This is a genomic window from Pseudomonas sp. AN-1, assembly GCF_034057115.1.
In the GTDB taxonomy this organism is placed as follows: domain Bacteria; phylum Pseudomonadota; class Gammaproteobacteria; order Pseudomonadales; family Pseudomonadaceae; genus Geopseudomonas.
The window spans coordinates 964,367-984,220 of record NZ_CP139195.1 but is presented as its reverse complement, the minus strand read 5'-3'; the positions used below and the strand labels follow the sequence as shown (position 1 = coordinate 984,220).

Here is a 19,854-nt window from a genome sequence, read left to right as displayed (position 1 = left end):
TGCTGTTGGCCACTAGCAGCGCCTCCAGAGACGATTGGCTTCTGGGCACGGCTCTCGTTGTATGTGGCTGTTGGGGCATTGTCTCGGCGGCAAACCTTGCTTTCCATCTGGTCGCGGATCGGCACTGGCCGGGAAAGCCGGTTCAACTGTTCGGGCTTGGGTTGGGGGTGGCTGCCTGCAGCATCAGTTTGTTCCTCGTCGGGGCCAGCTTTGCAGGGGCTGTTTTTGCTGCCCCGATCGTGGCGACCATCCATTTTGTTGTTCTGGCAAAGCGCCGCAGCGCGTAGGGTAGACTGCGGTGCAGCCTTGTCTTCCTTGCTTTAAGCAGTCCATTTCGCCACCGATCAAGGATGATCAATGACCGCATCCCCCTCCAAACTCCTCTTCCTCCCCGGCGCCTCCGGCAACACCGAGTTCTGGCGCCCGGCCGCCGAGCGCCTCGCCCACCCGGCGCAGCAGGTCCATATCGGCTGGCCCGGCTTCGGCAGCACTCCACCCGACCCGAGCGTGACCGGCATGGCCGATCTGGTGGCCCGCGTGCTGCCGGAGATCGACCAGCCCACCGCGCTGGTGGCGCAGTCCATGGGCGGCATCGTCGCCGTGTGCACGGCGCTGGAGCGGCCCGAGCAGGTCACCCACCTGGTGCTGACCGTCACCTCGGGCGGGGTGGACATGCTCGCCCTGGGCGCGCAGGACTGGCGCCCGGACTTCGCCGCCGCCAACCCGAACCTGCCGCGCTGGTTCCTCGACGACCGCACCGACCTCACCGCCCGGCTGGCCGAGCTGCACATGCCCGTGCTGCTGCTCTGGGGCGACGCCGACCCGATCAGCCCCGTCCGCGTCGGCCAGCGCCTCGCCGAGCTTCTACCTTGCGCCGAGCTGCACGTCATCCCCGGTGGTGGACACGACCTGGGCTCCACCCATGCGGCCGAGGTGGCGAGGCTGATCGACAGGCATCTTGCGTCCCCCCTTCAAACGCAGTCATCAGGCGTCTCACTGCGAGTAGCGAACCATGGGCATCTCGATGGGGGGGGGCAGGGCTGATGGCGGCATGGAGCTTCAAGCGAGCGCTCAAAGCTGCAGCGATTGCTGTGCTTGCAGTGGTTTTTTCCTTGGTAGTGCTGCTCGGGCTGCTTGTCTGGTGGGGCTCGGCTGGAGTTTTCAGCTCCGAGGATTTCGATCCGGAAAAGTGGCGCGCTCCTACAACGGATGCCATGGACGGAACCTGCTATCGCGGCGGTATGGCCGAGGATGTACGAGGCCGCCTGTTGGTCCCCGGAACTTCCAGGGAGGAAGTCGAGAGGGTGCTGGGCAGGCCTGACTTCAAAGGACCGAGTGAGTACCGCTATGTGCTCGGCATGTGCAGTGGCCTGGGCATTGACTACAACGATCTTCATGTTTTCTTTGACGATGCAGGTGGAGTCACGCATTCATCGATCATCCAGCACTGATTTCGGCGGGCGGTAGGGGGGAACGCTTTGATTGTCCACCTCGCTGCCCCGTCCGCGTCGGCCAGCCCCGTGCCGAGCTGCATTTCTTCACCGGCGGCGGTCACGACCTGGGCTTCACCCATGCTTACGAGGTGGCTGGATTGATCGACCGGCATCTGGTGGCGGAGTAGGGCGCAGGGCCGCCTCAGCTGGATGTGCGAGCAGGGTGCGTGAGGCTACTGGAGCCGGCTCGCTGGTCATGGGGTTGCGGGGTGGCGAGCCCCCAGGAGGAGGGCAAAATGAGTGCTAGAACTCGAAATCCGACCGCTCTAGCATGCGGCTTTCAGGGGTTTCGGCTTCGCTTGGTTCTGGCACGGAAATCGGCTAGAATGCGCGCCGTTCAAGGGTTTTGGGAGCGGATTGCAAATCCGTGTACGCCGGTTCGATTCCGACCTCGGCCTCCACTACAAGAAAAGCCCTGTAGATCATTGATCTACAGGGCTTTTTATTTGCCGGCAAGTTCAGCCGAACTTGCAGCGTAGGCGGGCGACTGTATATAGTCCGCCCCGTGCCGCTGGCGGCACATCGACGCGCTACCGCCCGAATGGCGAAATCGGTAGACGCAGGGGACTTAAAATCCCTCGGCCGCAAGGTCATGCCGGTTCGAGTCCGGCTTCGGGCACCATTGACATGCTTTCGCTTGCTCCTGCTTTCGCCCGAGCAAGAGGGAAGGCCAGAGAAACCGGCTCTTGTGGCCGGTTTTTTTGCGCCCGGATTTGCCCGCCTTGCGCTGGATATTCCCGCTGTTTAGGGATACGTTTGGGGATACGTCGATTCGGTGAGAAAACGTATCCCTATGGCACGCCCGGTTATCCCTTTGACAGACCCCAAGTGCGAGGCCGCGAAGCCCCGTGACAAGGAGTACAAGCTGTTCGATGGGCAGGGGCTCTACCTGCTTGTGAAGCCTTCGGGGGTGAAGTCTTGGCGCTTCAAGTACACGAAGCCGGATGGGCGTGCAGGGCTGACAGCATTCGGCAGCTACCCGGCGCTGGGGCTGAAGGCGGCACGGCAGTGCCGCGCCGAGGCTCTGGAGCTGCTGGCGCTTGGGGTGGACCCCATCGAGCACGCGCGGCAATCCAAGATCGAGGCCGCCGCCGCAGCGGCGAACACCTTCAAGGCCATCGCCCTGGAGTGGCATGCGGTCGGCGCTCGCAAGTGGTCACCGGCCCATGCAGCCACCATCCTGCGCCGCATGGAATCGCACCTGTTCCCCATGCTCGGCGCCCGCCCGGTGGCCGACCTGAAAACTCGAGACCTGCTGGCGCCGCTGAAGGTTGCCGAGCAGCGCGACGCCCTGGACCTGGCCAGCCGGTTGCGGCAGTACCTGGACGGCATCATGCGCATGGCCGTCCAGCACGGGCACATCGACAGCAACCCCGCCCGCGACCTGCTGGGGGCCACTGCGACGCGCAAGGCGAGCCACCGCCCTGCCTTGCCACTGGAGCGCCTGCCCGAGCTGCTGGGGCGTGCGGACGCCTACAGCGGGCGCCGACTGACCCGCCTGGCCGTACAGCTGACGCTGCTGGTGTTCATTCGCTCCAGCGAGCTGCGCTTTGCCCGCTGGGAGGAAATCGACTTCGCCCGCGCGCAGTGGACGATCCCCGGCGAGCGCGCCGCCATCGAAGGCGTGAAGCACTCCCACCGTGGCGCGAAGATGGGGACGCCGCACCTGGTGCCGTTGAGCCGGCAGGCGCTGGCGCTGCTGGAGCAGGTGCGACAGCTCACCGGTCGGCATGAGCTGGTCTTTCCCGGCGACCACCACCACTGGAAGCCGATGAGCGAGAACACGGTGAACGCCGCCCTGCGTCGCATGGGGTACGACACCAAGACCCAGGTATGCGGGCATGGCTTCCGGGCAATGGCCTGTTCCGCCCTGGTGGAGTCCGGGCTGTGGAGCCGTGACGCAGTAGAACGGCAGATGAGTCACCAAGAGCGCAACGGGGTGCGCGCGGCCTACATCCACAAGGCCGAGCACATCGAGGAGCGCCGGCTTATGTGCCAGTGGTGGAGCGACTACCTGGATGCCTGCCGGGAGCAGTTCATCACCCCTTATGACTTCGCTCACCGTGGCGAGGCGGGTGGCAACGTGGTGACGATCAAGCGCGCATAGCCAGGTTACCGGCCAGCCTAGCCCGACGGGGCGAAAAGCGGATTTCCCACCCGCCCGGCTGGCCGATCTATTCAGGAAATGGGAGCGCCTGGGAGGGCGTAACGATGGAAAAGGTTTACCGGCTGCTGTCGTGGCTGGGCTCAGAACAGGCCGTTAACTGGCTGCATGACATGACTGCTACTCCCCTGAGCGTGTGGGATCTGTTGCAACTATGTGAGGCGGGGCAATGCGACTGTTATATCAATGCTACCGACCTAGAAGGTATCTGGGTTGATCCTGACGGAGATGAGAGAAAATGTACGGGGGAAGGCTATCAGAAGGTCATAGGGCGTAGACATGCCATGTCGACTCAATGGCTCCAGCTTGAAGGCAAATTTTGGGAGCACCCAATCGATCAAGCGTGGTACCCGAATAAAGATCACTGGGAGGCAGCAGACGAGGCAGAAGCGTGCAACGAATTTTATTTCAAGCCTTCCGACATTGAAGCATTGGCCTCCAAGATGAACGGCGCTGCAGAGCGCACCGGCGAAGCTGAAGTCCTGTGCCAAGAGCTGGAGCAAGAGCGCGCGGCTCGGCACAAAGCAGAGCTGCGAGCAGAGCAGGCCGAAGCAGAGGCCGCAGACCTGCGCCAGCAGCTGGGAAACGCCAAGACCGCTTATGAGGCGCTGCGCCGGGAGCACCGCGCAGCACATGACGGATGGACATTCGCTCAAGCCGAGAGCACAAGGAAGGGCTACGAATTGACCGCCGCCACCGCAGAGATTGAGCGCCTGCGCCAGCTGGCGCCTACGGCCGAACATGCCGAGTACCCGCCCGAAACACCCGCCACCGGCTTGACCTTCCCCTATGCCACAAAGCAACTGGAGGCAACGTTAGAAGCCGCCCTAGAGCATTGGCAAGACTTCGATCCCGATAGGCCTCCATTACAAAAGCTGGTAGTCGCCTCCATTGTTTCGAAGGGGGTTCCAGTGCGCCAGGCCGAAGAGCTGGCGAGAGCGATCAAGCGCGTCGATCTGCTGTAGCCGTGGCACAAGGACATGACATGGTGACGTGTCACTATGTCACCACTTCCTGACATATCGGCCTGATCCATACCGTGTGCCCCGTCGATTCCGAAATCAGGGGCACACAACGTGAACCAGACCAACCAAACCGCAACCCCGTACAACACCAGCGCCAGCAGTCTGCCAGAGCTGTGGACGATGGCCGACGTGGAGCGCGTCATGCGCCGCACCCGCTCCGGGGTGGATAAGCTGCGCGCTCGCGATCCGAACTTCCCCACGCCCCTGAAAGACGGAGAGCACCGCAGCAGCCGCATTTACTTCGTGCGGCAGGAGATCGAGGCCTATCTCGCAGCCCGCTTGAGCGCGCGCGAGGTGGTGGTATGACTGCGCGCATCATCCCCTTCGACTACAACGGCCAGCAGGTGCGGTTCAACTGTGATGGCTGGCTTCATGCGACGGAGATCGCCGAGCAGTTCGGGAAGCGAGTGAACGACTGGGCGTCCCTGTCCAGTACCGCCAGCTACATCGAGGCCCTGGCCCGAAACCTAAATACCGGGAAATCTGGTATTTACAGCGCCTCGGATTTCATCAAGACCAAGCGCGGAAAGCACGGCGGAACGTGGCTCCACCCGAAGCTCGCTGTTGCCTTCGCTCGCTGGCTGTCCGATGACTTCGCCGTCTGGTGTGACCTGCAGATCGACGACCTGCTGCGCACTGCCGGGCCGTCCTGGGGCGATGCTCGCCGCGGTGCGGCCCTCGGCTACCGGGCCGTGTGCGATGCGCTGGCGCTGAACTGCGAGGCGCGCGGCAAGGCGCCCCAGCGTCACCACTTCATCAACGAAGCCCGGCTCATCAACGAGGTCATCACCGGGGCATTCGCCGGCCGCGACCGCGAGCAGTTGAGCGTGGCCGAGCTGGAGCTTGTCACTCTGGCCGAGATGCGTGACTCGGTGCTGATCGCCAGCGGTATGGCCTATGCCGAGCGCAAGGCCAATCTGCTCGGCTATGTGCGCAGCTTGCAGACCAAGTATCTGGCTGGAGGACGCGCGGCATGAGTACAGCTATCAGCATGACGACGAGCAATGCCGGGAAACCCGACATTGGTCACGGCAGCATGCATTGCACGAAACAGGGGGTTGCAAGCTATGCGCGTCGCCGCTACTCTGCAGGCGTCACGGTAAATCCCGTGGCCGGGCTTGGCCGCCCGATCATGCAAAAGGCGCACAAGCGCCCATATCCGAACGCAGGCGCTTTTTTTGTGCCCGCAGTTTCGTGTTATGGCGGCTGTGCGTGGGACGCCTTCGGGCGTGCCGGGTTCCTTTTGCCCCGGTCGGCCAACCCGCGTACAGCTGCCACCCCAATTCGCTTGGCCGCGAACGGTGGCAGCTCCCCAGCAAAAGGAGCACCACCCATGATGCAAGACCACGCCCTCAATCCGTCCGCACTCCGCGAACGCGCCGCTGCCCACCGCGCCATGGCCATTGCCGCCCTGAGCGCCGACTCCTCCCTGTCTGTCCGTCTCAAGCGCTACAACCACCACATGAGCGTGGCGCGTGCCCTGGAAGGCGATGCTGCTCAGCAGCAGACCACCAGCACCCGCGACCCTCGCACCGCCCTGGCCTGGCTCAAGGCCGGCAAGTCCGTCCGTATCGACTCGCTCAACCTGCGCGACCACCTGCGCCACGTTCGCGCCCTGGCTGCTCTGGAAGCCCGTGGGGGTGCGAAATGAGCCGTCCCGCCCCGACCCCTGCCCAGATCATCGAGGCCGCCCGCAAGCGCCTGGCGAAGGCCAAGACCGCCGAGAGCATCCGTTTCGAGGAATGCACAGCCGTCGGCATGCTCGGCGCCCTGGAAGACCTGCGCCTGATCGACATGGACACCTGGCGTACCCTGCGCGCCGAGTTCGACGCCCTGGCCGACAGCCGCCGTGCGCTGCTGCAAGGGGGTGCGCAATGAGCGCCCGCGACCGCTTCGCCTACGACACCGGCAACCTGCTTATCAGCGTCGGCCTGGGGCTGTCCGCCATCGCTGACCTGCTGGGCGCCGATGCCTCCGAGCACCACCTGCAACCCTCCCACCTCGACGGCCTGGCGCACACCGTGGCCGCCCTCGCCGAGCTGGTGAAGCGCGACGCCTACGACCTGTGCGACGCCTTCGACCCCGACGAGCTGCCGGCGCCGCAGAGCGCAGCCGCAGACCTGGACAGGGCGCTGGCTGCTGCCGGCAAGCCCGCTGCCCAGCGCAAAGGGGGTGCGAAGTGAGCAAGGCCAGTACCAAGCACAGCGCCGCCCTGGACATCGCCAGCGAAGCACTGGACGCCATCAGCTACGGGAAGCACATGGCCCGCTGGCTGGCCGCCGTTGCGCGCTCCATCCAGCTGGACGCCCAGCACAACGAGGGGCGCAACGTCCGCCCCCTGGCTGATCTTGCCCAGTACCTCGGCGACGACTCCGCCGGCTACCTGAGCAGCGAAGGCGAGCGCCTGCGCCGCGACCTCGACACCGTAGAGGGCTGACCCATGACCGAACAACAACGCTGCCAGCAGGCGGCGACGGCCCCGGCTTGCCCGGAGAAAGGCGCCGCCCTGCAACTGACCCCGCGCCACTTGGAGCTGATCCGCGCCGCGCAGCTGGCGCTGTGCCGGGCCACCGCCCAGCACGACAGCGCCGCCGCGCGTGATGCCGCGCTGCGCGCATGGACGGACGCCGCCGAGCGGCTGGCTGTGGCCTTGGTCTCGAGCCTGGAAACCCTCGAGGAGGCCTGCCATGACTGACCCTCTCGACCTGCTCCTGTCACGCCTGGATGGCGTCAAGCAGGCCGGCGAGCGCTACGTTGCCCGCTGCCCTGCGCACCAAGACAAATCGCCATCCCTCAGCCTTTCGCGCGGCAAGGACGGCCGTGCACTGATCCACTGCCACGCCGGCTGCGAGACGCGCGACGTGCTGGCCGCGGTCGGCATGGAGCTGCGCGACCTGTTCCCCGACAACCTGAGCACGGAGCAGCGCCTGCAGTACCGGCGGGAGGCGCTGGAGAGGGAGCGCCACTTCGAGCGCCTGATCATCCAGGCCGCGAAGGGAGATGCTGCCAACCGCCTGAGCGATGGAGATCTTGAGCGGCTGGCGCTGGCCCAGGAGCGCATCGACCTGCTGGACCGCCAGCTGGCCGACATCGGGAGCCTGCCCGCGCAACGGCAGGCGGCATTGCACGCAGTCACGATCGGGGACGTCATGAACGCCAAACTGGAGAAGGTGAGCCACTCGGTTAAGCCGTGGATGCCGCGGCGCCATGTCACGCTGTTCGGTGGGCACGGGGGGATCGGGAAGTCCTCCCTGGCGCTGGCCATCTGCGCCCACGTCGCGTGCGGCCGGCCGTTCGCCGGCATGGAAGTGGAGGAGTCCAGGGCGCTGTTCGTCAGCCTCGAGGACGAGGCCATGATCGTGCGGCTGCGCCTCCGCCGCATCATCGAGACCTTCAAGCTTCCGCCCGAGAAGGTGCTCGCCAACCTGCGCGTGCTCGACGGCACCGAGGGCTCTGCTGCGCTCATGACCGAGGGCGAGGGCTACAACGCAGCGCCGGTCTTCACGCCGGCCTTCGCCGAGCTCATCAGCCAGGCCGAGGGCATGCGGCTGATCGTCATCGACAACGCCAGCGATGCCTTCGACGCCAACGAGAACAGCCGCCGCGACGTGCGCCTGTTCATCCGCGGCCTGGCCGCGCTGGCTCGCAAGCAGGATGCCGCGGTGGTGCTGCTGGCGCACATCGACAAGGCCAGCGCCAAGGCGGGCGCCGGCGGCAACAGCTACAGCGGCAGCACCGCCTGGCACAACAGCACCAGGTCGCGGCTGGCGCTGCTCGAGCAGGATGGCCGCATCGTGCTGGCCCATGAGAAGGCCAACCTGGGCAAGAAGGCCGACCCGGTCACGCTGAGCTTCAACGACGTGGGCGTGCTGGTCCCGAGCGCCGCCATGGTCGACCTGGCCGACCCGGATCTGCAGGCGACCTTCGATGCGCGTGACGTCTACAACGTGCTGCGTCTGGCCGTCGAGTCCGGAATCGACGTGCCAACGGCAACGCGTGGGACTTCGACCACCTGGCATGCCCTCGAGCTGCTTCCCGAGCTGCCCGAGTTGTACAGGTCGGGCCCGGGGCGAAAGCGCTTCAATGCGGCGCTGATGCGCTTGTTTCGAGAGGGGAGGATCGTCAAGGAGACCTACCCGAAGCCCAACAGCAAGTGGGGCGAGCGCTGGATGATGGCGAGCGAAACTGGCGAAAACCAGCGCGGTGCTCGGGCAGAAATCGCCGGAAAAGCCTTCTCCCCTCTCTCCCCCATACCCCCTAGCGAAACTGGCGAGCTTGGGAAGCGCTGCGCCAGTTCTTCGGTTCGGTCGCTCGCTGAAACTGGAGAAACCGGCGAAACCGGCGAACAGCTGAGCTATGCCGCCAGTTTCACCAGTAACAAGAGAATCGAAACCGGAGAAACAGGCGAAACCAACGCGCACGGATCAGACCAGGCGATCCCCCTCCGGCCCGGCCGGGTGCCGGCCTTCGATGAAGCTGACGCGGAGGCGGTGTGATGGGCGCGATCGACTACCTGAACGACCGCGGCTTCTCCGCGCGGAAGGTCGGGATGCGCGTTGTCGTGTCCCCTGCCTCGAAGCTGACCGCCGAGGTGCGGTCGTTCATCAAGAGCCATCGCTTGGAGCTGCTCGCCGAGCTGGCGGCCAACGATGGGGTGGAGCGCCGCTGCCACTGGACCGTGAGCGCTGTTGGCTACCGGCCCTTCACGATGATCGGCGAGCCGATCACCCGCGCTGAGGCGCTTGCGGCGGCCAGGACGACATGGCCCTCCGCCGAGATCCTGGAGTGATGACACCATGACCATGAACCCCGCAGAAGCAATCCAGCGCCTGACGCTGATCGGCCTGAAGCCGACCACCACCATGCGCGACAGCCTGACCATCGCCCGGCGCGTGACGCGCCACTGCTGCGCGATTCGGGAGGAGATCCGCACCATCCGCCACGCGGCGCGCCGCAAGGCTCGCAAGCTTCGCCAGTTCGAGCCGTTCACCAAGCAGCAGGTGGCCGACCTGGAGCAGCTGGCGCGCGACTACGGCGCCGGCCAGATGGCCAGCGCCCGGACGATCCTTGCGGCCTACGGCGAGGAGCTGATGAGCGACTGCCACGGCTACATGGCCGCCCTGGGCTTCGATGCCGTGTGCGACCTGCTGAACGTCAACACGGTCGAGCGGGAGCAGGCCCGCGCCGAAGGGGTGGCCGACCTGGCCGGGCTGGTGTTCGTGCACAACCTCGAGGACAGCGCCGGTCATCGTGACGAGGACTTGAAGCGCGGCCCGCTGTTCGATGCGTGCATGGCCGCCATGTCTGAGTTCATCAAGAGAACGCCGCGCCACCTGCTTCCAGATCCGTTCGCCCGTGGTGGGCCGCTGTACGGGGTGCCCGTGCATGAGCTTCACCCGGACGGCAGCATGACCACCAAGCGCCCGGCGCTGGTGGTTCACGACGCCAGCGGCTCCCGCACGGTGGAGAGGTAGCCCATGGCCACAACGAAACAGCGGGTTTCGGATGAGCAGCGCCGGCAGGTGCTGGATCTGCGCCGCAAGCATTCGCTGCGGGAGGTAGCTGAGGCGACCGGCCTGCCGCTGGGCACGGTGAAGACCATCGTCAGCCGCTCCGGCGCCTTCCGCGACAACGCCCAGCACCGCGCGCTGTTCACCCTGCCGCCGGTCAGGGAAGCCGCCGAGACGCTCCCGGCCGAGGCGCCCGAGCTGCCGCCGCAGGAGGTGGTGACCGGGGACCGTGAGCTCGATGCGGTGCTGTGGCTGCGCGGCGTGATCACCACCGGCAACGCCGCCATGATCGCCAAGGCGCTCGAGGCCGCGAAGCGCATCAAGACTCCGGCCGACACGCTGGAGAAGCGCTATGCACAGTACCTGGCCACGACGACGGCACACCCCTGCAAGCCGTCTTCGGGTCGTTCGGGTTCGCGGACCTGGAGGCGCTGGCCGGCAAGACGATCAAGCAGCGCGCCCTGGCCGCCGAGGCGGAAGCGCGCTTCGGCGAGACGCTGTTCATCAACACGGCGGCCGAGGATTTCGCGTTCGACACCCTGGCCAGCCTGAACGTCAGCGTGATCCGGTACGACGAGTCTGCCGCCGAGGTCGCCCGGCGCTTCAGGGCGTATCCATCGCTGATGCCCAACACCTTGGCGGACTGCCTGCACGAGCTCGACTACTGGAGCCGCCTCTACTGGCTGCGGAATGCGGTCAGCCGAGACTTCGACGACCTCCCCGAGATCACTGCGCGGAAATGGTTCGTCGAGGGGCTGCTGAGCGAGATCAGGCCGCGCAGCCGGGAGGAGGCCAAGGCTGTGTTCCGGCACCTGCTGGACGGCGGCCGCGGTAGTCAGGAAGTCGAGAACGCCATCATCGAGAACCTGCTCGGGTGACCGAGCCATGTGGCTTTGCTCGCAAGGCATGGCCATTCCAACGTACCACTTCACCATCAAGCAGAACGGAGATCACCCAATGAAAACTATCACCCAACGCGCCCGCACTGGCGAGTTCATTCTTTTCGAGGAGAGAGGCTCAATCACCAGGGAGGAAGTCACCATCGCCAGCACAGCCTCCGCGCTGCCTGCAGGCCAGCTCCTGGGCAAGGTCAGCGAAACTGGCGAGTACGTCCCTTATGACCCTGCCGGCACAGATGGTTCGGAGTCGGCTGTTGCCATCCTCTACGGCCCGGCGCCTGCCTCTGATGTGGCGCGGCGGGCTCTGGCTGTTGTGCGTGACACTGAAGTCATGGGGGCCTTCCTGACGGGCCTGGATGCGTCAGCAGTCGAATCGCTGGCCTCCGCTGGCATCACCATCCGCTAAACAGGAAGCCTTCCATAGGGTCGCCAGAACGGCGACCCACGGCGCAAGGCGAGAGACGGGAGAGGGAAATGGAGAAAAAACCAGCTATGGCGCCCGCAGGCTTGGTCACCAATTACCAGGTGACAGCCAAGCACCCGATATTCGACATGCCGACTCTCGGGGCCTTCCGGACCTGCGAAGAGGCCGGCCAGGTAGTCGACCGGCTCGCCGAGTGCTACCCGGGCCTCGAGGCTATGGTGCGCAACTTCCAATGGCCTGAGCAGGATGTGCCGCCGGCTGAGTGGTATGCCGCAGCACATGACCTGGTCGACATGTTGTGTGCTCCCGCCCCACAGCTGTCCGTCATCGAGCCGATACGTCCCGTCGAGGCGGATGTGTTCACCTGGGAGATGGTGCTCGAGGAGGCCAGGCTCGCCGGCTGCGCACCCGAGGATATCGTCGTGGCTACCGCGGCGAGCGAGGGCGAGCGAGGAGTGTGGGTCGTCTCGCGGCTCCACCTGAGCACCACCGACCGGCGGAAGGCTGAGTCGGCGGCGAGATGGCTGCGCCGCGGGCGCGACCAGGCCGGCATCGATCATGCGGTCACCGTCGTGGTCGGCGAGGTGTTCCGCAAGGTCGCTGGCCCTCAATGAACACCAGGGTGGCGTGGAACGGTGAGGCGAGGGTGAGCCCACCGTTGCCGACCGGTTGCCTCACCGTTATCCGCCCGCGACACACGCTGTCGCGTGCTGGTGGTATGCAGCCTCGCGCCGCCGGGTTGGGCGGGCCGGAGATCAGCAGGCCAGCCAGCCGCCCAGTGAGCAGGCCTGTGCGCCCCTCGGGGCCGCCTGCCGGCGGGGACCCTGGCCCCCTCCCGGGTACCGCGGGGGAGGCGTCGAGCCGCGCGGTAGCCGACAATTTTTCGACCTTCCAATGCTCCACCACAGGCTGCGGCAAGAACCGCTGGAAGCCGCGCCGCTGCTGGGCTGGCGCCGATCTGCTGGCCTGTGCGACCTGTACATCGAGAACGAGGTGAGGATGATGATGGAAAGCTGGCCGCAGCCTGTTGCTGCCCTGCCGCTGCTCGAGGTGGGCAACATCCTCGGGCTTTCGCAAGCAGCACTCCGCGAGCTGATTGCTCAGAGGCTGATCGGGGTGTGCACGCGCCGGCCGTTGGCCGCGGGGTTCTGGGGCATGACCAGGCCCGGGCTGATCACCGGGCTCAACAATCGCCAGCCGTTCAACGGTAGGACGCTGGCCAGGCTCGTGGATTCTGATGCCATAACCTGCGTGCTCACCGGTTGTGTCTCTGTCGCGCAAGCGCATGTGGAGCCGGCGAGCGATGCCGACCGGACCGAGTGCCTGGCGACGACCTATGCCAACAGCACCGCTGCGACACCCATCGCTGTCGAGGATCTGCTGATCAGCCGGGTTGAGTTCGAGAGGTTCACCCGGGAGGTCGGTCACTCCCTGGTTGGGATCGGTCGCCCGAGTATGTCCGATGCCGCTCTCGGGGCGGCCGCACGCCAGCGCATGCAGGAACTCGCGGAGCTTCCGCGTGATGAAGCGCCGGCGCGTGAAGCGGAGTATCGGCGGTGGCAGGAGTGTGCCGCAGAGATCCAGCGCGGCCGGCCGTTTCCAGCCAGCAAGCGGCAGCTGGCCGGCCTGGTCAAAAAAGCCCTCGGCATCCCTGACGCCGAGCGGACGATCAGAGCGCACATCTGACAGGAGGTGTTGCAAGTGTGGGCAGTGGGCTGGGCACGTCGGTGCTGCCCACTGCTGCCGCGTAGCCTGCGTCCATGTTCCCCGGCATCCCATCGGAGGCGCCGCACATGGCAAACGCAGCCCCCACCACCAGCGGCATCGAGCCGCTCGATACCACCCTCAGCCCATCTGCCCTGGTCGCCACGGCGCCGACCAAGATCGCCCGCGTCCTGGCCTACCTCCTGGACCCCGACCAGTCGCTGATGCGCTTTGAGGCATCCCGGCTGGTCGGTGATACAGCGCTGAACAGCACCATCAGCAAGCTGGCCAACGACTACGGCCTGCTGTTCGAGCGTACCCCGGAGCTGGCTCAGAACAGCTGGGGAGCGCCTACCCCGGTTGTCCGCTACCGGCTGCCGTCGGCCCAGCATCAGCGCGCCCGCAACGTTCTCCAGATGCTGTTTTCGCGCCGCAGCAAAGCCCGGCACTGAAACCCCACCCTTCAAGGAAAAGACATGAGCAGAATCGCCAAAAGCCAGGCCAGCCAGGAGCGGCTGGCCGAACTCCAGTCGCAGCGCGCCGAGCTGGCCGCCGAACTTGACCGCCTCGAGGACGAGGACCCTCAGCTTCGGGAGCAGCTTGCAGAAGCCAGAAAGGCGGGGTCGAAATGGCGGACCCCCACCGGGACGGTCGTGGAGGACGAAGCCGATGTTCTGGCCCGCGAGCTCAGTAGCCGCCTGTCTGCCCAGGATGCGCGCCGCGGTGATTTGCCGAAGCTGCTCGACGAGCTGGACCGCCAGATCGTGCTGCTTGAGCGTCTCGCGGCGGCTGATCAGGAGATTGCTGCGGCCATCCAGGGCATAGCTTTCGCCAGTCAGGAAACAGCAGCGCTGCAGGCGAAGCAGGACCAGATTGCCGGACGCATCAAGGCGATGGAGGAGGAGATCTCCACCGCGCTTGCCGCAGCTGAAGCCGCCGAGCAGGCCGCCGCAGCAGCGATTGCCGCCGCCGATGATGCGAAGGCCGAGAAGTCTGCTCGCGCCCAGCTGGACAAGGCCGTCGAGCTTTCCCTCGCCACCGATGCTGCCTCCCGCATGAAGCGCCGTGCGATCGACGCTCTCGCCGCGGAGGCTGCGATCCTGACCCAGCGCATTGACGCGTGTGACCAGCGCATCGGTGAGAGCGAGCAGAAGGCTGGAGACGCTGCCTTCCTGAAGCTCAGCGAGCAATGGAACCAGGCAGTTGAAGAGCTCCGCGCCATCGGCGTGCTGCTGGCGGCGGCAGACCGCATTCGGGATGGTCACCGCCTGAGCGATCTGCGGAAGCTCGAGCTGCCGCTGCTCGGTAGCGGGTATGGCCTGTCGATTGGACGCCATGACCTGCTGGAGGCCGCTGAAGAGGCCGGCATCACGCTCAATGAATTGGCCTCTGCCTGACTCGCCGGGGGCTGTGATGGACCTTGAAACCCTGAAATCCCGCGGCTTCATCCTCGACGGTGCTCCGCTAGGTGCCCAGGCCAGCTACGACGCCGCCAGCCAGGGCCGCCGCCTCAAGGAATGGTCGCCTGGCTCGCCGGGTCCGACTCGCGCAGCGGTCGGCCAGATGACCACCGTCCGCGCCCGTTCGCGCGACGCCGGCCGTAACAATGGCTGGATCGCCAACGGCGTACGCAACTGGGTCAGCAACGAGATCGGCGCCGGCATCAAGCCGCGCTCCAGGGCGCCCGACGCGAGCTTCGCCACCGAGGCAAACCGCCTCTGGGAGCAGGAGTTCGCCGCCGCTGCCGACTACGACGGCGTGCTCGATATCTACGGCCTGATGGCCATGGCCGTGCGCTCTCGCAAGGAAGCTGGCGAGGTGTTCGTGCGCATTCGCCGCCTCGGTCTCGACAGCGGCGCCCCGGTGCCCATCCAGTTCCAGCTGATCGAATCCGACCAGGTGCCGCACACCCACAACGAGCTGCGGAGTGATAGTGAGATTGTCGCCGGAATTGAGCTCGACCTGGCCTCCGGCAGGCGCACCCGCTACTGGATGTACCGCCGCCACCCCGGCGACATGGCCGGCACGGGAATGGATCTGGTCGGCATCCCGGCGGCCGACGTCATCCACCATTTCGCCCCGCTGCGCCCCGGCCAGGTGCGCGGCGTGGCCGAAACTGTCCAGGCCCTTATCAAGGCCCGCGACTTCGACGAATACGACGACGCTGAGCTGACCCGCAAGAAGACCAGGGCAAACTACACCGGGGCCATCACCCGGCAGAACTACGACGACGGCGACTACCAGTTCGACCCGTTCACCGGCGAGCCGCTGGAAGGTGGCGCCGCGCCGATGGTCAACATCGAGCCAGGCACCTTCCCAGCCCTGCTGCCGGGCGAGGAGATCAAGCTGTTCGACGGCGACCAGGGCGGCGCCTACGGCGAGTTCATGCGGCAGCAGCTGATGGGCGTGGCCGCCTCGCTGGGAATCCCCTACGAGCTACTGTCCGGCGACATGCGAAACGTCAACGACCGCATCCTGCGCGCTCTGCTCAACGAGTACCGCCGGCTGATCGAGCAGGCCCAGTGGCTCTACACCATCCCGCAGCTGTGCCAGCGCATGTGGGAGGCCTTCATCGACGCCGCGGTGCTCGCCGGCCGGCTCAAGGTACGCGACTACGCAGCCAACCGCGGCGCCTACCTGGCCTGCGACTGGCGCCCGCATGCCTGGCGCTACCTGCACCCGGTACAGGACGCCCAGGGCGAGCTGATGCTCATCAAGGGCGGGCTCAGCTCCCGCGCCGCCGCCGCCGCCGAGCGCGGCTACGACGTCGAGGACATCGACGAGCAGAACCGGGCGGATACCGAGCGCGCCCAGGCCATGGGCCTGCAGTACAGCCACGACCCCATCCCATCCGAAGACAAGTAATCAGGAGTAAGCCATGACCCAACACACCACCAACGCCAAGGAGCTGATGCTCGGCGAAGTTCCCGTCACCGTCCGCGAGATGACGGTCCTGCAGGTGCGCAACTGGCTGGCTGAGATGCAGAACCCCGGAGTCAAGCGCGACCTGGTGGGTGAGGCGCTGTTCCTCGATTGTTCGTTTACCGACCTGCAGCGCATGACCACCCTCACGCATGAACAGCTCAACGCTTTGTGTCCTTCCCAGATCCGCCAGGTGATCGACCTGTGCAAGGAACTGAACCCCGATTTTTTCGCGTTCATGGGGCTCCTGGCGGGCGCCCCGGAGATGGGCTGAGAGAGCTGGACGAGTGCATAGCGGCCATGGTTCGCCTTGGTCACGTGCACGCCCCGTACTACCCCTGGTCGTTTTTCCTGGCCGCGATGAAGGCCTCAGGAGGCAAGAGTGTCGGACGTTGAACTGACGGTTTCCGCGAACGTCGACGCGGCGATGAAGGAGGTGGCCGGCTTCCGCAAGGAGTACGCCGACCTCGTCAAGCAGGTGGAAAAGCCCCTGCGCCAGGTCAACAGCTTCCGCGAGCTGGAAACCACCCTGGAGCAGACCGGCCGCAAGATGGCCGAGGCCCGCGAGCGTGTGCGCGACCTCGGCACCGCCATGGCCAGTGTCGAGCAGCCGACCAAGCAGATGACCGCCGACTACCGCCAGGCAGTCAACGAGCTGAAGCGCCTCGAGCGACAGGAGCAGGCGCAGATCGGCAAGCTCGGGGCAATGCGTCGCGAGTTGCAGGCCTCAGGCGTCGACACTCGCAACCTAGCTGCCGAACAGCGCCGGCTCGCCCAGGAGCTGTCGGCAGGCCTGAGCGCAGGACGTGCAGACGCCTCGATGTCTGCTGCCAAGGATGCGCTTGGCGTCGGAGCCATCGAGGAGACTCAGCGCGGGCTCGTCGAGCTGCGCCGGCAGTACCAACTGGTCACCAGTGACGGCACGCTGTCTGGCAAGCAGCGCGCGGAGGCAGAGGCGGCCTATCGCCGGAACGTTGCTGCCACGCTGGCAAAGCTGCGTGAGCTTCGCCAGGCGAATGCCCAGCAGGCCAGTAGCGCCGAGCGGGCGGCTACGGCAGAGGCGGCTCGGTTCGCTCAGGCCAGGGAGGGTATTCGTCGTGTCGCCGCAGAGCAGAAGCGGGCTGCGATCGAGGCCCGCGGCGCCGCTGTCGAGGCCGCGCGAAACGACCTTGGAGTGAGCCAGGCACGCGCCGCAGAGGCTGCCATTGGCCGCCTGCAGCGACAGTACCAACTCCTCAAGAGCACCGGCGGCCTGACCAAGCGTGAACTGGCCCTGGCGCAGGAAACGCTGAACAGCAAGATCCGCGAAGCGAGGCGCGAGCTGTCAGGACTGAACAACGATCAGCTCCAGATCGCCTACAGCGCGAAGGTTGCTGGCGGCCTGATTGCGGCGGCGATGGCTGGCGGAGCGTTCGCCGGCTGGATCAAAGGGGCCTCCGATGCCGCGGCGGAGATGGGGCGGTTGGCCAGGGTGGCCAACAGCACGTCCGAAGTGTTCAGCGCCTGGACGTATGCGGCCAAGTCGGTAGGCGTCGGCCAAGACCAACTGGGCGACATCCTGAAGGATACCCAGGACAAGATCGGTGACTTCATCGCCACCGGTGGCGGAGAGCTGAAGGACTTCTTCGAGAACGTCGCCCCGCTCGCCGGGGTGACTGCGGAGCAGTTCCGCAACCTGTCTGGCCCTGATGCCCTGCAGCTGTACGTCAGCACGCTGAAGCGGGCGAACCTCTCCAATGCGGAAATGACCTTCTACCTGGAGGCCATCGCCAACGACTCGACGAAGCTGCTCCCACTGCTGGAAAACAACGCCGCGGGCCTGAAGAAGCTCACTGCCGAAGCGGAGGAGTTCGGGGTCGTCGTCAGTAGCCAGACCTCCGCCGAGGCCAAGGAGTTCAACGCCCAGCTCCAGAAGCTCGGCGCTGCGACGAGCAGTGTCGGCCAGCAGGTCACCGCCGAGATGCTGCCGGCGATGACCGACATGACTGGCCTGATGGCGGATTTTGCCAAGGACTCGGAGGCGGCCTCGACAGCTGCGGGCGTGATCAGCACTGCGATGAAGATCCTGGCAACCGTGACGATCATGGGAGCCACCGCCTTTGCGAATCTGGGCAGGACAATCGGCGGTACCGCCGCATCAGCCTACGCGGCGCTCAGGGGGGACTTCAGCCAGGCCGCGGGCATCATGCGTCAAATCGGAGCCGATACGGAGAGAGCGGCCAGGGACGCCGCCATCCGGGTTGGGAAGCTGTGGGACGGAACCTACGCCACCCAGGCCGCGACCAAGGCGGCCGAAGGGCAGAGGACGGTGCTGTCGGAAACCGAGCAAAGCATGGTCAACCATGTGAAGCAGATGAAGGGACTGCAGGAGCAGGCGGTCAAGAATGCCGAGGCGGCGCTGAAGAAGCAGGTTTCAGCCGAGAAGGAGGCTGCGAACGAGCTGGAGCAGGCCAAGAAGACCCAGCTCGAAACCCAGAAGCGCTATGCCGAAGCGCTGGCCGGCCTGCAGGGCGCCGGTGGCGAGGCGAGCTATGCCGCCGCACAGGCGCTGAAAGCGAAGGCTGCGCAGGCCCTTGCTGCCGGCGATGTCGAAGGCGTGAAGCTCAATGCTCAGGCCGCTCTCGAGATGCTGCAGGAGCTGGCCGATGAAGGGGAGAACACCTTCGGCTTCGAGGGCTTCATCAAGTCCCTGCGGCGCATTGAGGAGGCCGCCGACCAGATCAACGTCGACAAGGCCAAGAAGGCGCTCGACGAGGTCAAGCAGAAGGGCGTCGACCTGAAGAAGCTGCTCGACAGCGTCAAGACCACCACCATCACGGTGAAGATGGACGATGCGGCGCTGGCCAAGGTGCGGCAGGACATCGTCAATCTGAGCAGCCTGGCTGGAAAGCCTGTTGAGCTTCCGGCCCCTGTAGCGTGGCCTGCGGGCGGCCGCGTGGCGCCTGCTGCGGCATCAGCGAACGTCTCGGTCAGCATCCCTCCGGCTGCTGCGGACCAAGCCACCAAGCAGGCCGCCGAGCTCGCCAGTCGGATGGAAGAGCAGCTCAAGGTAGAGCCGACCGTCGAGCCGCCGAAGATGTACCGGGACGGCAACAGCTTCACGCAGTTCCCGCCGGTGGCGGTCACGCCCGAGCTCGACCAGGCCGCAGCGGCAGCAGCTCAGCAGCAGGTTGCAGGCCTGGCGCAGAGCCTCCAGCAGCAACTGGTGGTTCCGATCACGCCTGTGCTCTCTGGCGGTGGAGCACCGGCCTACTACCGGGATGGCAACAGCTTCAGCCAGTTCCCCCAGCCTGATGGCTATGCCTCTGGCGGCTATATCACCGGCCCTGGTACCGGAACCAGCGACAGCATCCTGGCGCGCTTGTCGAACGGGGAGTATGTCCTCAGGGCAGATGCGGTCCGGCACTACGGAAAGGCGCTGCTCGACCAGATCAACAGCCGGCGCTTCCCCGGGTTCGCTACCGGTGGGTTGGTGACCAGCCGACTGAGCCCGCCCAGCATCCCAGCAGGCATGGCTGGCGCTGTGCAGGCCGCAGCAGCGCCGCAGGCTCCAAGCTTCCCGTTCCTGGGCGAGGTGAAGCTCGAAATCGGCGGGCACTCCGGGACCGTCTATGCCACGGAGGACTTCGCGCAGACCCTGCGCAGAACAGCCATGAAGCTCGGCAGAACGCACAGGCGCTGATGGCTCGGTTCGGAGCCATGCCGGCGGCCAG

General features: G+C 65.9%; 24 protein-coding genes and 1 tRNA gene. All 25 read left to right on the top strand.

Annotation, left to right across the window (positions count from 1 at the left end):
* Positions 1-357 precede the first annotated feature (357 nt).
* The 25 genes from SK095_RS04375 to SK095_RS04255 all read left to right on the top strand — a co-directional run bounded on the left by SK095_RS04375 (position 358) and on the right by SK095_RS04255 (position 19,823).
* Entirely contained in the window at positions 358-1,044 is a 687-nt protein-coding gene (locus SK095_RS04375) for an alpha/beta hydrolase (protein WP_320548014.1), read from the top strand.
* Complete coding sequence (gene bamE / locus SK095_RS04370; protein ID WP_320548013.1) at positions 1,044-1,451, top strand: outer membrane protein assembly factor BamE; 408 nt, start codon at positions 1,044-1,046, stop codon at positions 1,449-1,451. The genes SK095_RS04375 and bamE overlap by 1 nt, the downstream gene beginning before the upstream one ends.
* A gap of 577 nt (positions 1,452-2,028) precedes the next feature.
* Positions 2,029-2,115, top strand: a tRNA-Leu gene (locus tag SK095_RS04365).
* Positions 2,116-2,286: 171 nt separating this feature from the next.
* Positions 2,287-3,600: a tyrosine-type recombinase/integrase gene (locus SK095_RS04360; protein ID WP_320548012.1), complete on the top strand. Its 1,314-nt coding sequence runs from the start codon at positions 2,287-2,289 to the stop codon at positions 3,598-3,600.
* Between the two features lie 104 nt (positions 3,601-3,704).
* On the top strand, positions 3,705-4,622 hold the full coding sequence (locus SK095_RS04355; RefSeq protein ID WP_320548011.1) for a hypothetical protein: 918 nt from the start codon (positions 3,705-3,707) through the stop codon (positions 4,620-4,622).
* A 111-nt stretch (positions 4,623-4,733) separates the two neighbouring features.
* Entirely contained in the window at positions 4,734-4,988 is a 255-nt protein-coding gene (locus SK095_RS04350; RefSeq protein WP_320548010.1) for a transcriptional regulator, read from the top strand.
* Positions 4,985-5,659, top strand: coding sequence for a KilA-N domain-containing protein (locus SK095_RS04345; protein ID WP_320548009.1), 675 nt, complete (start codon positions 4,985-4,987; stop codon positions 5,657-5,659). The genes SK095_RS04350 and SK095_RS04345 overlap by 4 nt, the downstream gene beginning before the upstream one ends.
* A gap of 356 nt (positions 5,660-6,015) precedes the next feature.
* Positions 6,016-6,333 (top strand): hypothetical protein, encoded by a 318-nt coding sequence (locus tag SK095_RS04340; protein ID WP_320548941.1) that lies wholly within the window; start codon positions 6,016-6,018, stop codon positions 6,331-6,333.
* Positions 6,330-6,560 (top strand): hypothetical protein, encoded by a 231-nt coding sequence (locus tag SK095_RS04335; protein ID WP_320548008.1) that lies wholly within the window; start codon positions 6,330-6,332, stop codon positions 6,558-6,560. Before SK095_RS04340 ends, SK095_RS04335 begins: the two co-directional genes overlap by 4 nt.
* On the top strand, positions 6,557-6,865 hold the full coding sequence (locus SK095_RS04330) for a hypothetical protein (RefSeq protein WP_320548007.1): 309 nt from the start codon (positions 6,557-6,559) through the stop codon (positions 6,863-6,865). Before SK095_RS04335 ends, SK095_RS04330 begins: the two co-directional genes overlap by 4 nt.
* Positions 6,862-7,119 carry a hypothetical protein gene (locus tag SK095_RS04325; RefSeq protein WP_320548006.1) on the top strand — a complete coding sequence of 86 codons (258 nt, stop codon included), beginning with the start codon at positions 6,862-6,864 and terminating at the stop codon, positions 7,117-7,119. Before SK095_RS04330 ends, SK095_RS04325 begins: the two co-directional genes overlap by 4 nt.
* A 3-nt stretch (positions 7,120-7,122) precedes the next feature.
* On the top strand, positions 7,123-7,377 hold the full coding sequence (locus SK095_RS04320) for a hypothetical protein (RefSeq protein WP_320548005.1): 255 nt from the start codon (positions 7,123-7,125) through the stop codon (positions 7,375-7,377).
* Complete coding sequence (locus tag SK095_RS04315) at positions 7,370-9,178, top strand: AAA family ATPase (protein ID WP_320548004.1); 1,809 nt, start codon at positions 7,370-7,372, stop codon at positions 9,176-9,178. The genes SK095_RS04320 and SK095_RS04315 overlap by 8 nt, the downstream gene beginning before the upstream one ends.
* Positions 9,178-9,471: a hypothetical protein gene (locus SK095_RS04310; protein WP_320548003.1), complete on the top strand. Its 294-nt coding sequence runs from the start codon at positions 9,178-9,180 to the stop codon at positions 9,469-9,471. The genes SK095_RS04315 and SK095_RS04310 overlap by 1 nt, the downstream gene beginning before the upstream one ends.
* 7 nt (positions 9,472-9,478) lie before the next feature.
* Positions 9,479-10,156, top strand: coding sequence for a hypothetical protein (locus SK095_RS04305; protein ID WP_320548002.1), 678 nt, complete (start codon positions 9,479-9,481; stop codon positions 10,154-10,156).
* A gap of 3 nt (positions 10,157-10,159) precedes the next feature.
* Positions 10,160-10,744, top strand: coding sequence for a hypothetical protein (locus SK095_RS04300; protein ID WP_320548001.1), 585 nt, complete (start codon positions 10,160-10,162; stop codon positions 10,742-10,744).
* A gap of 8 nt (positions 10,745-10,752) precedes the next feature.
* Positions 10,753-11,070, top strand: coding sequence for a hypothetical protein (locus tag SK095_RS04295; RefSeq protein ID WP_320548000.1), 318 nt, complete (start codon positions 10,753-10,755; stop codon positions 11,068-11,070).
* A gap of 79 nt (positions 11,071-11,149) precedes the next feature.
* Positions 11,150-11,497, top strand: coding sequence for a head decoration protein (locus SK095_RS04290; RefSeq protein WP_320547999.1), 348 nt, complete (start codon positions 11,150-11,152; stop codon positions 11,495-11,497).
* Between the two features lie 68 nt (positions 11,498-11,565).
* On the top strand, positions 11,566-12,129 hold the full coding sequence (locus SK095_RS04285; protein WP_320547998.1) for a hypothetical protein: 564 nt from the start codon (positions 11,566-11,568) through the stop codon (positions 12,127-12,129).
* A 280-nt stretch (positions 12,130-12,409) separates the two neighbouring features.
* Positions 12,410-13,201, top strand: a complete 792-nt coding sequence (locus tag SK095_RS04280) for a hypothetical protein (protein WP_320547997.1) — start codon at positions 12,410-12,412, stop codon at positions 13,199-13,201.
* A 107-nt stretch (positions 13,202-13,308) separates the two neighbouring features.
* Positions 13,309-13,671: a hypothetical protein gene (locus SK095_RS04275; RefSeq protein WP_320547996.1), complete on the top strand. Its 363-nt coding sequence runs from the start codon at positions 13,309-13,311 to the stop codon at positions 13,669-13,671.
* Positions 13,672-13,695: 24 nt separating this feature from the next.
* Positions 13,696-14,616, top strand: a complete 921-nt coding sequence (locus SK095_RS04270) for a hypothetical protein (protein WP_320547995.1) — start codon at positions 13,696-13,698, stop codon at positions 14,614-14,616.
* A gap of 16 nt (positions 14,617-14,632) precedes the next feature.
* Entirely contained in the window at positions 14,633-16,084 is a 1,452-nt protein-coding gene (locus SK095_RS04265; RefSeq protein ID WP_320547994.1) for a phage portal protein, read from the top strand.
* A 13-nt stretch (positions 16,085-16,097) separates the two neighbouring features.
* The gene (locus SK095_RS04260) at positions 16,098-16,415 is read left to right on the top strand and encodes a hypothetical protein (RefSeq protein ID WP_320547993.1); all 318 of its coding nucleotides are present in this window, start codon (positions 16,098-16,100) and stop codon (positions 16,413-16,415) included.
* Positions 16,416-16,523: 108 nt separating this feature from the next.
* On the top strand, positions 16,524-19,823 hold the full coding sequence (locus SK095_RS04255; RefSeq protein ID WP_320547992.1) for a hypothetical protein: 3,300 nt from the start codon (positions 16,524-16,526) through the stop codon (positions 19,821-19,823).
* Positions 19,824-19,854 lie beyond the last annotated feature (31 nt).

Bases quoted from the DNA above. Each gene is read 5' to 3' on its own strand.
- SK095_RS04360 (WP_320548012.1), top strand. From the start codon at position 2,287: ATGGCACGCCCGGTTATCCCTTTGACAGACCCCAAGTGCGAGGCCGCG.
- SK095_RS04305 (WP_320548002.1), top strand. From the start codon at position 9,479: ATGACCATGAACCCCGCAGAAGCAATCCAGCGCCTGACGCTGATCGGC.
- SK095_RS04315 (WP_320548004.1), top strand. From the start codon at position 7,370: ATGACTGACCCTCTCGACCTGCTCCTGTCACGCCTGGATGGCGTCAAG.
- SK095_RS04265 (WP_320547994.1), top strand. From the start codon at position 14,633: ATGGACCTTGAAACCCTGAAATCCCGCGGCTTCATCCTCGACGGTGCT.
- SK095_RS04335 (WP_320548008.1), top strand. From the start codon at position 6,330: ATGAGCCGTCCCGCCCCGACCCCTGCCCAGATCATCGAGGCCGCCCGC.
- SK095_RS04330 (WP_320548007.1), top strand. From the start codon at position 6,557: ATGAGCGCCCGCGACCGCTTCGCCTACGACACCGGCAACCTGCTTATC.
- SK095_RS04300 (WP_320548001.1), top strand. From the start codon at position 10,160: ATGGCCACAACGAAACAGCGGGTTTCGGATGAGCAGCGCCGGCAGGTG.
- SK095_RS04320 (WP_320548005.1), top strand. From the start codon at position 7,123: ATGACCGAACAACAACGCTGCCAGCAGGCGGCGACGGCCCCGGCTTGC.
- bamE (WP_320548013.1), top strand. From the start codon at position 1,044: ATGGCGGCATGGAGCTTCAAGCGAGCGCTCAAAGCTGCAGCGATTGCT.
- SK095_RS04275 (WP_320547996.1), top strand. From the start codon at position 13,309: ATGGCAAACGCAGCCCCCACCACCAGCGGCATCGAGCCGCTCGATACC.
- SK095_RS04340 (WP_320548941.1), top strand. From the start codon at position 6,016: ATGATGCAAGACCACGCCCTCAATCCGTCCGCACTCCGCGAACGCGCC.
- SK095_RS04270 (WP_320547995.1), top strand. From the start codon at position 13,696: ATGAGCAGAATCGCCAAAAGCCAGGCCAGCCAGGAGCGGCTGGCCGAA.
- SK095_RS04310 (WP_320548003.1), top strand. From the start codon at position 9,178: ATGGGCGCGATCGACTACCTGAACGACCGCGGCTTCTCCGCGCGGAAG.
- SK095_RS04280 (WP_320547997.1), top strand. From the start codon at position 12,410: ATGCTCCACCACAGGCTGCGGCAAGAACCGCTGGAAGCCGCGCCGCTG.
- SK095_RS04375 (WP_320548014.1), top strand. From the start codon at position 358: ATGACCGCATCCCCCTCCAAACTCCTCTTCCTCCCCGGCGCCTCCGGC.
- SK095_RS04285 (WP_320547998.1), top strand. From the start codon at position 11,566: ATGGAGAAAAAACCAGCTATGGCGCCCGCAGGCTTGGTCACCAATTAC.
- SK095_RS04260 (WP_320547993.1), top strand. From the start codon at position 16,098: ATGACCCAACACACCACCAACGCCAAGGAGCTGATGCTCGGCGAAGTT.
- SK095_RS04290 (WP_320547999.1), top strand. From the start codon at position 11,150: ATGAAAACTATCACCCAACGCGCCCGCACTGGCGAGTTCATTCTTTTC.
- SK095_RS04355 (WP_320548011.1), top strand. From the start codon at position 3,705: ATGGAAAAGGTTTACCGGCTGCTGTCGTGGCTGGGCTCAGAACAGGCC.
- SK095_RS04345 (WP_320548009.1), top strand. From the start codon at position 4,985: ATGACTGCGCGCATCATCCCCTTCGACTACAACGGCCAGCAGGTGCGG.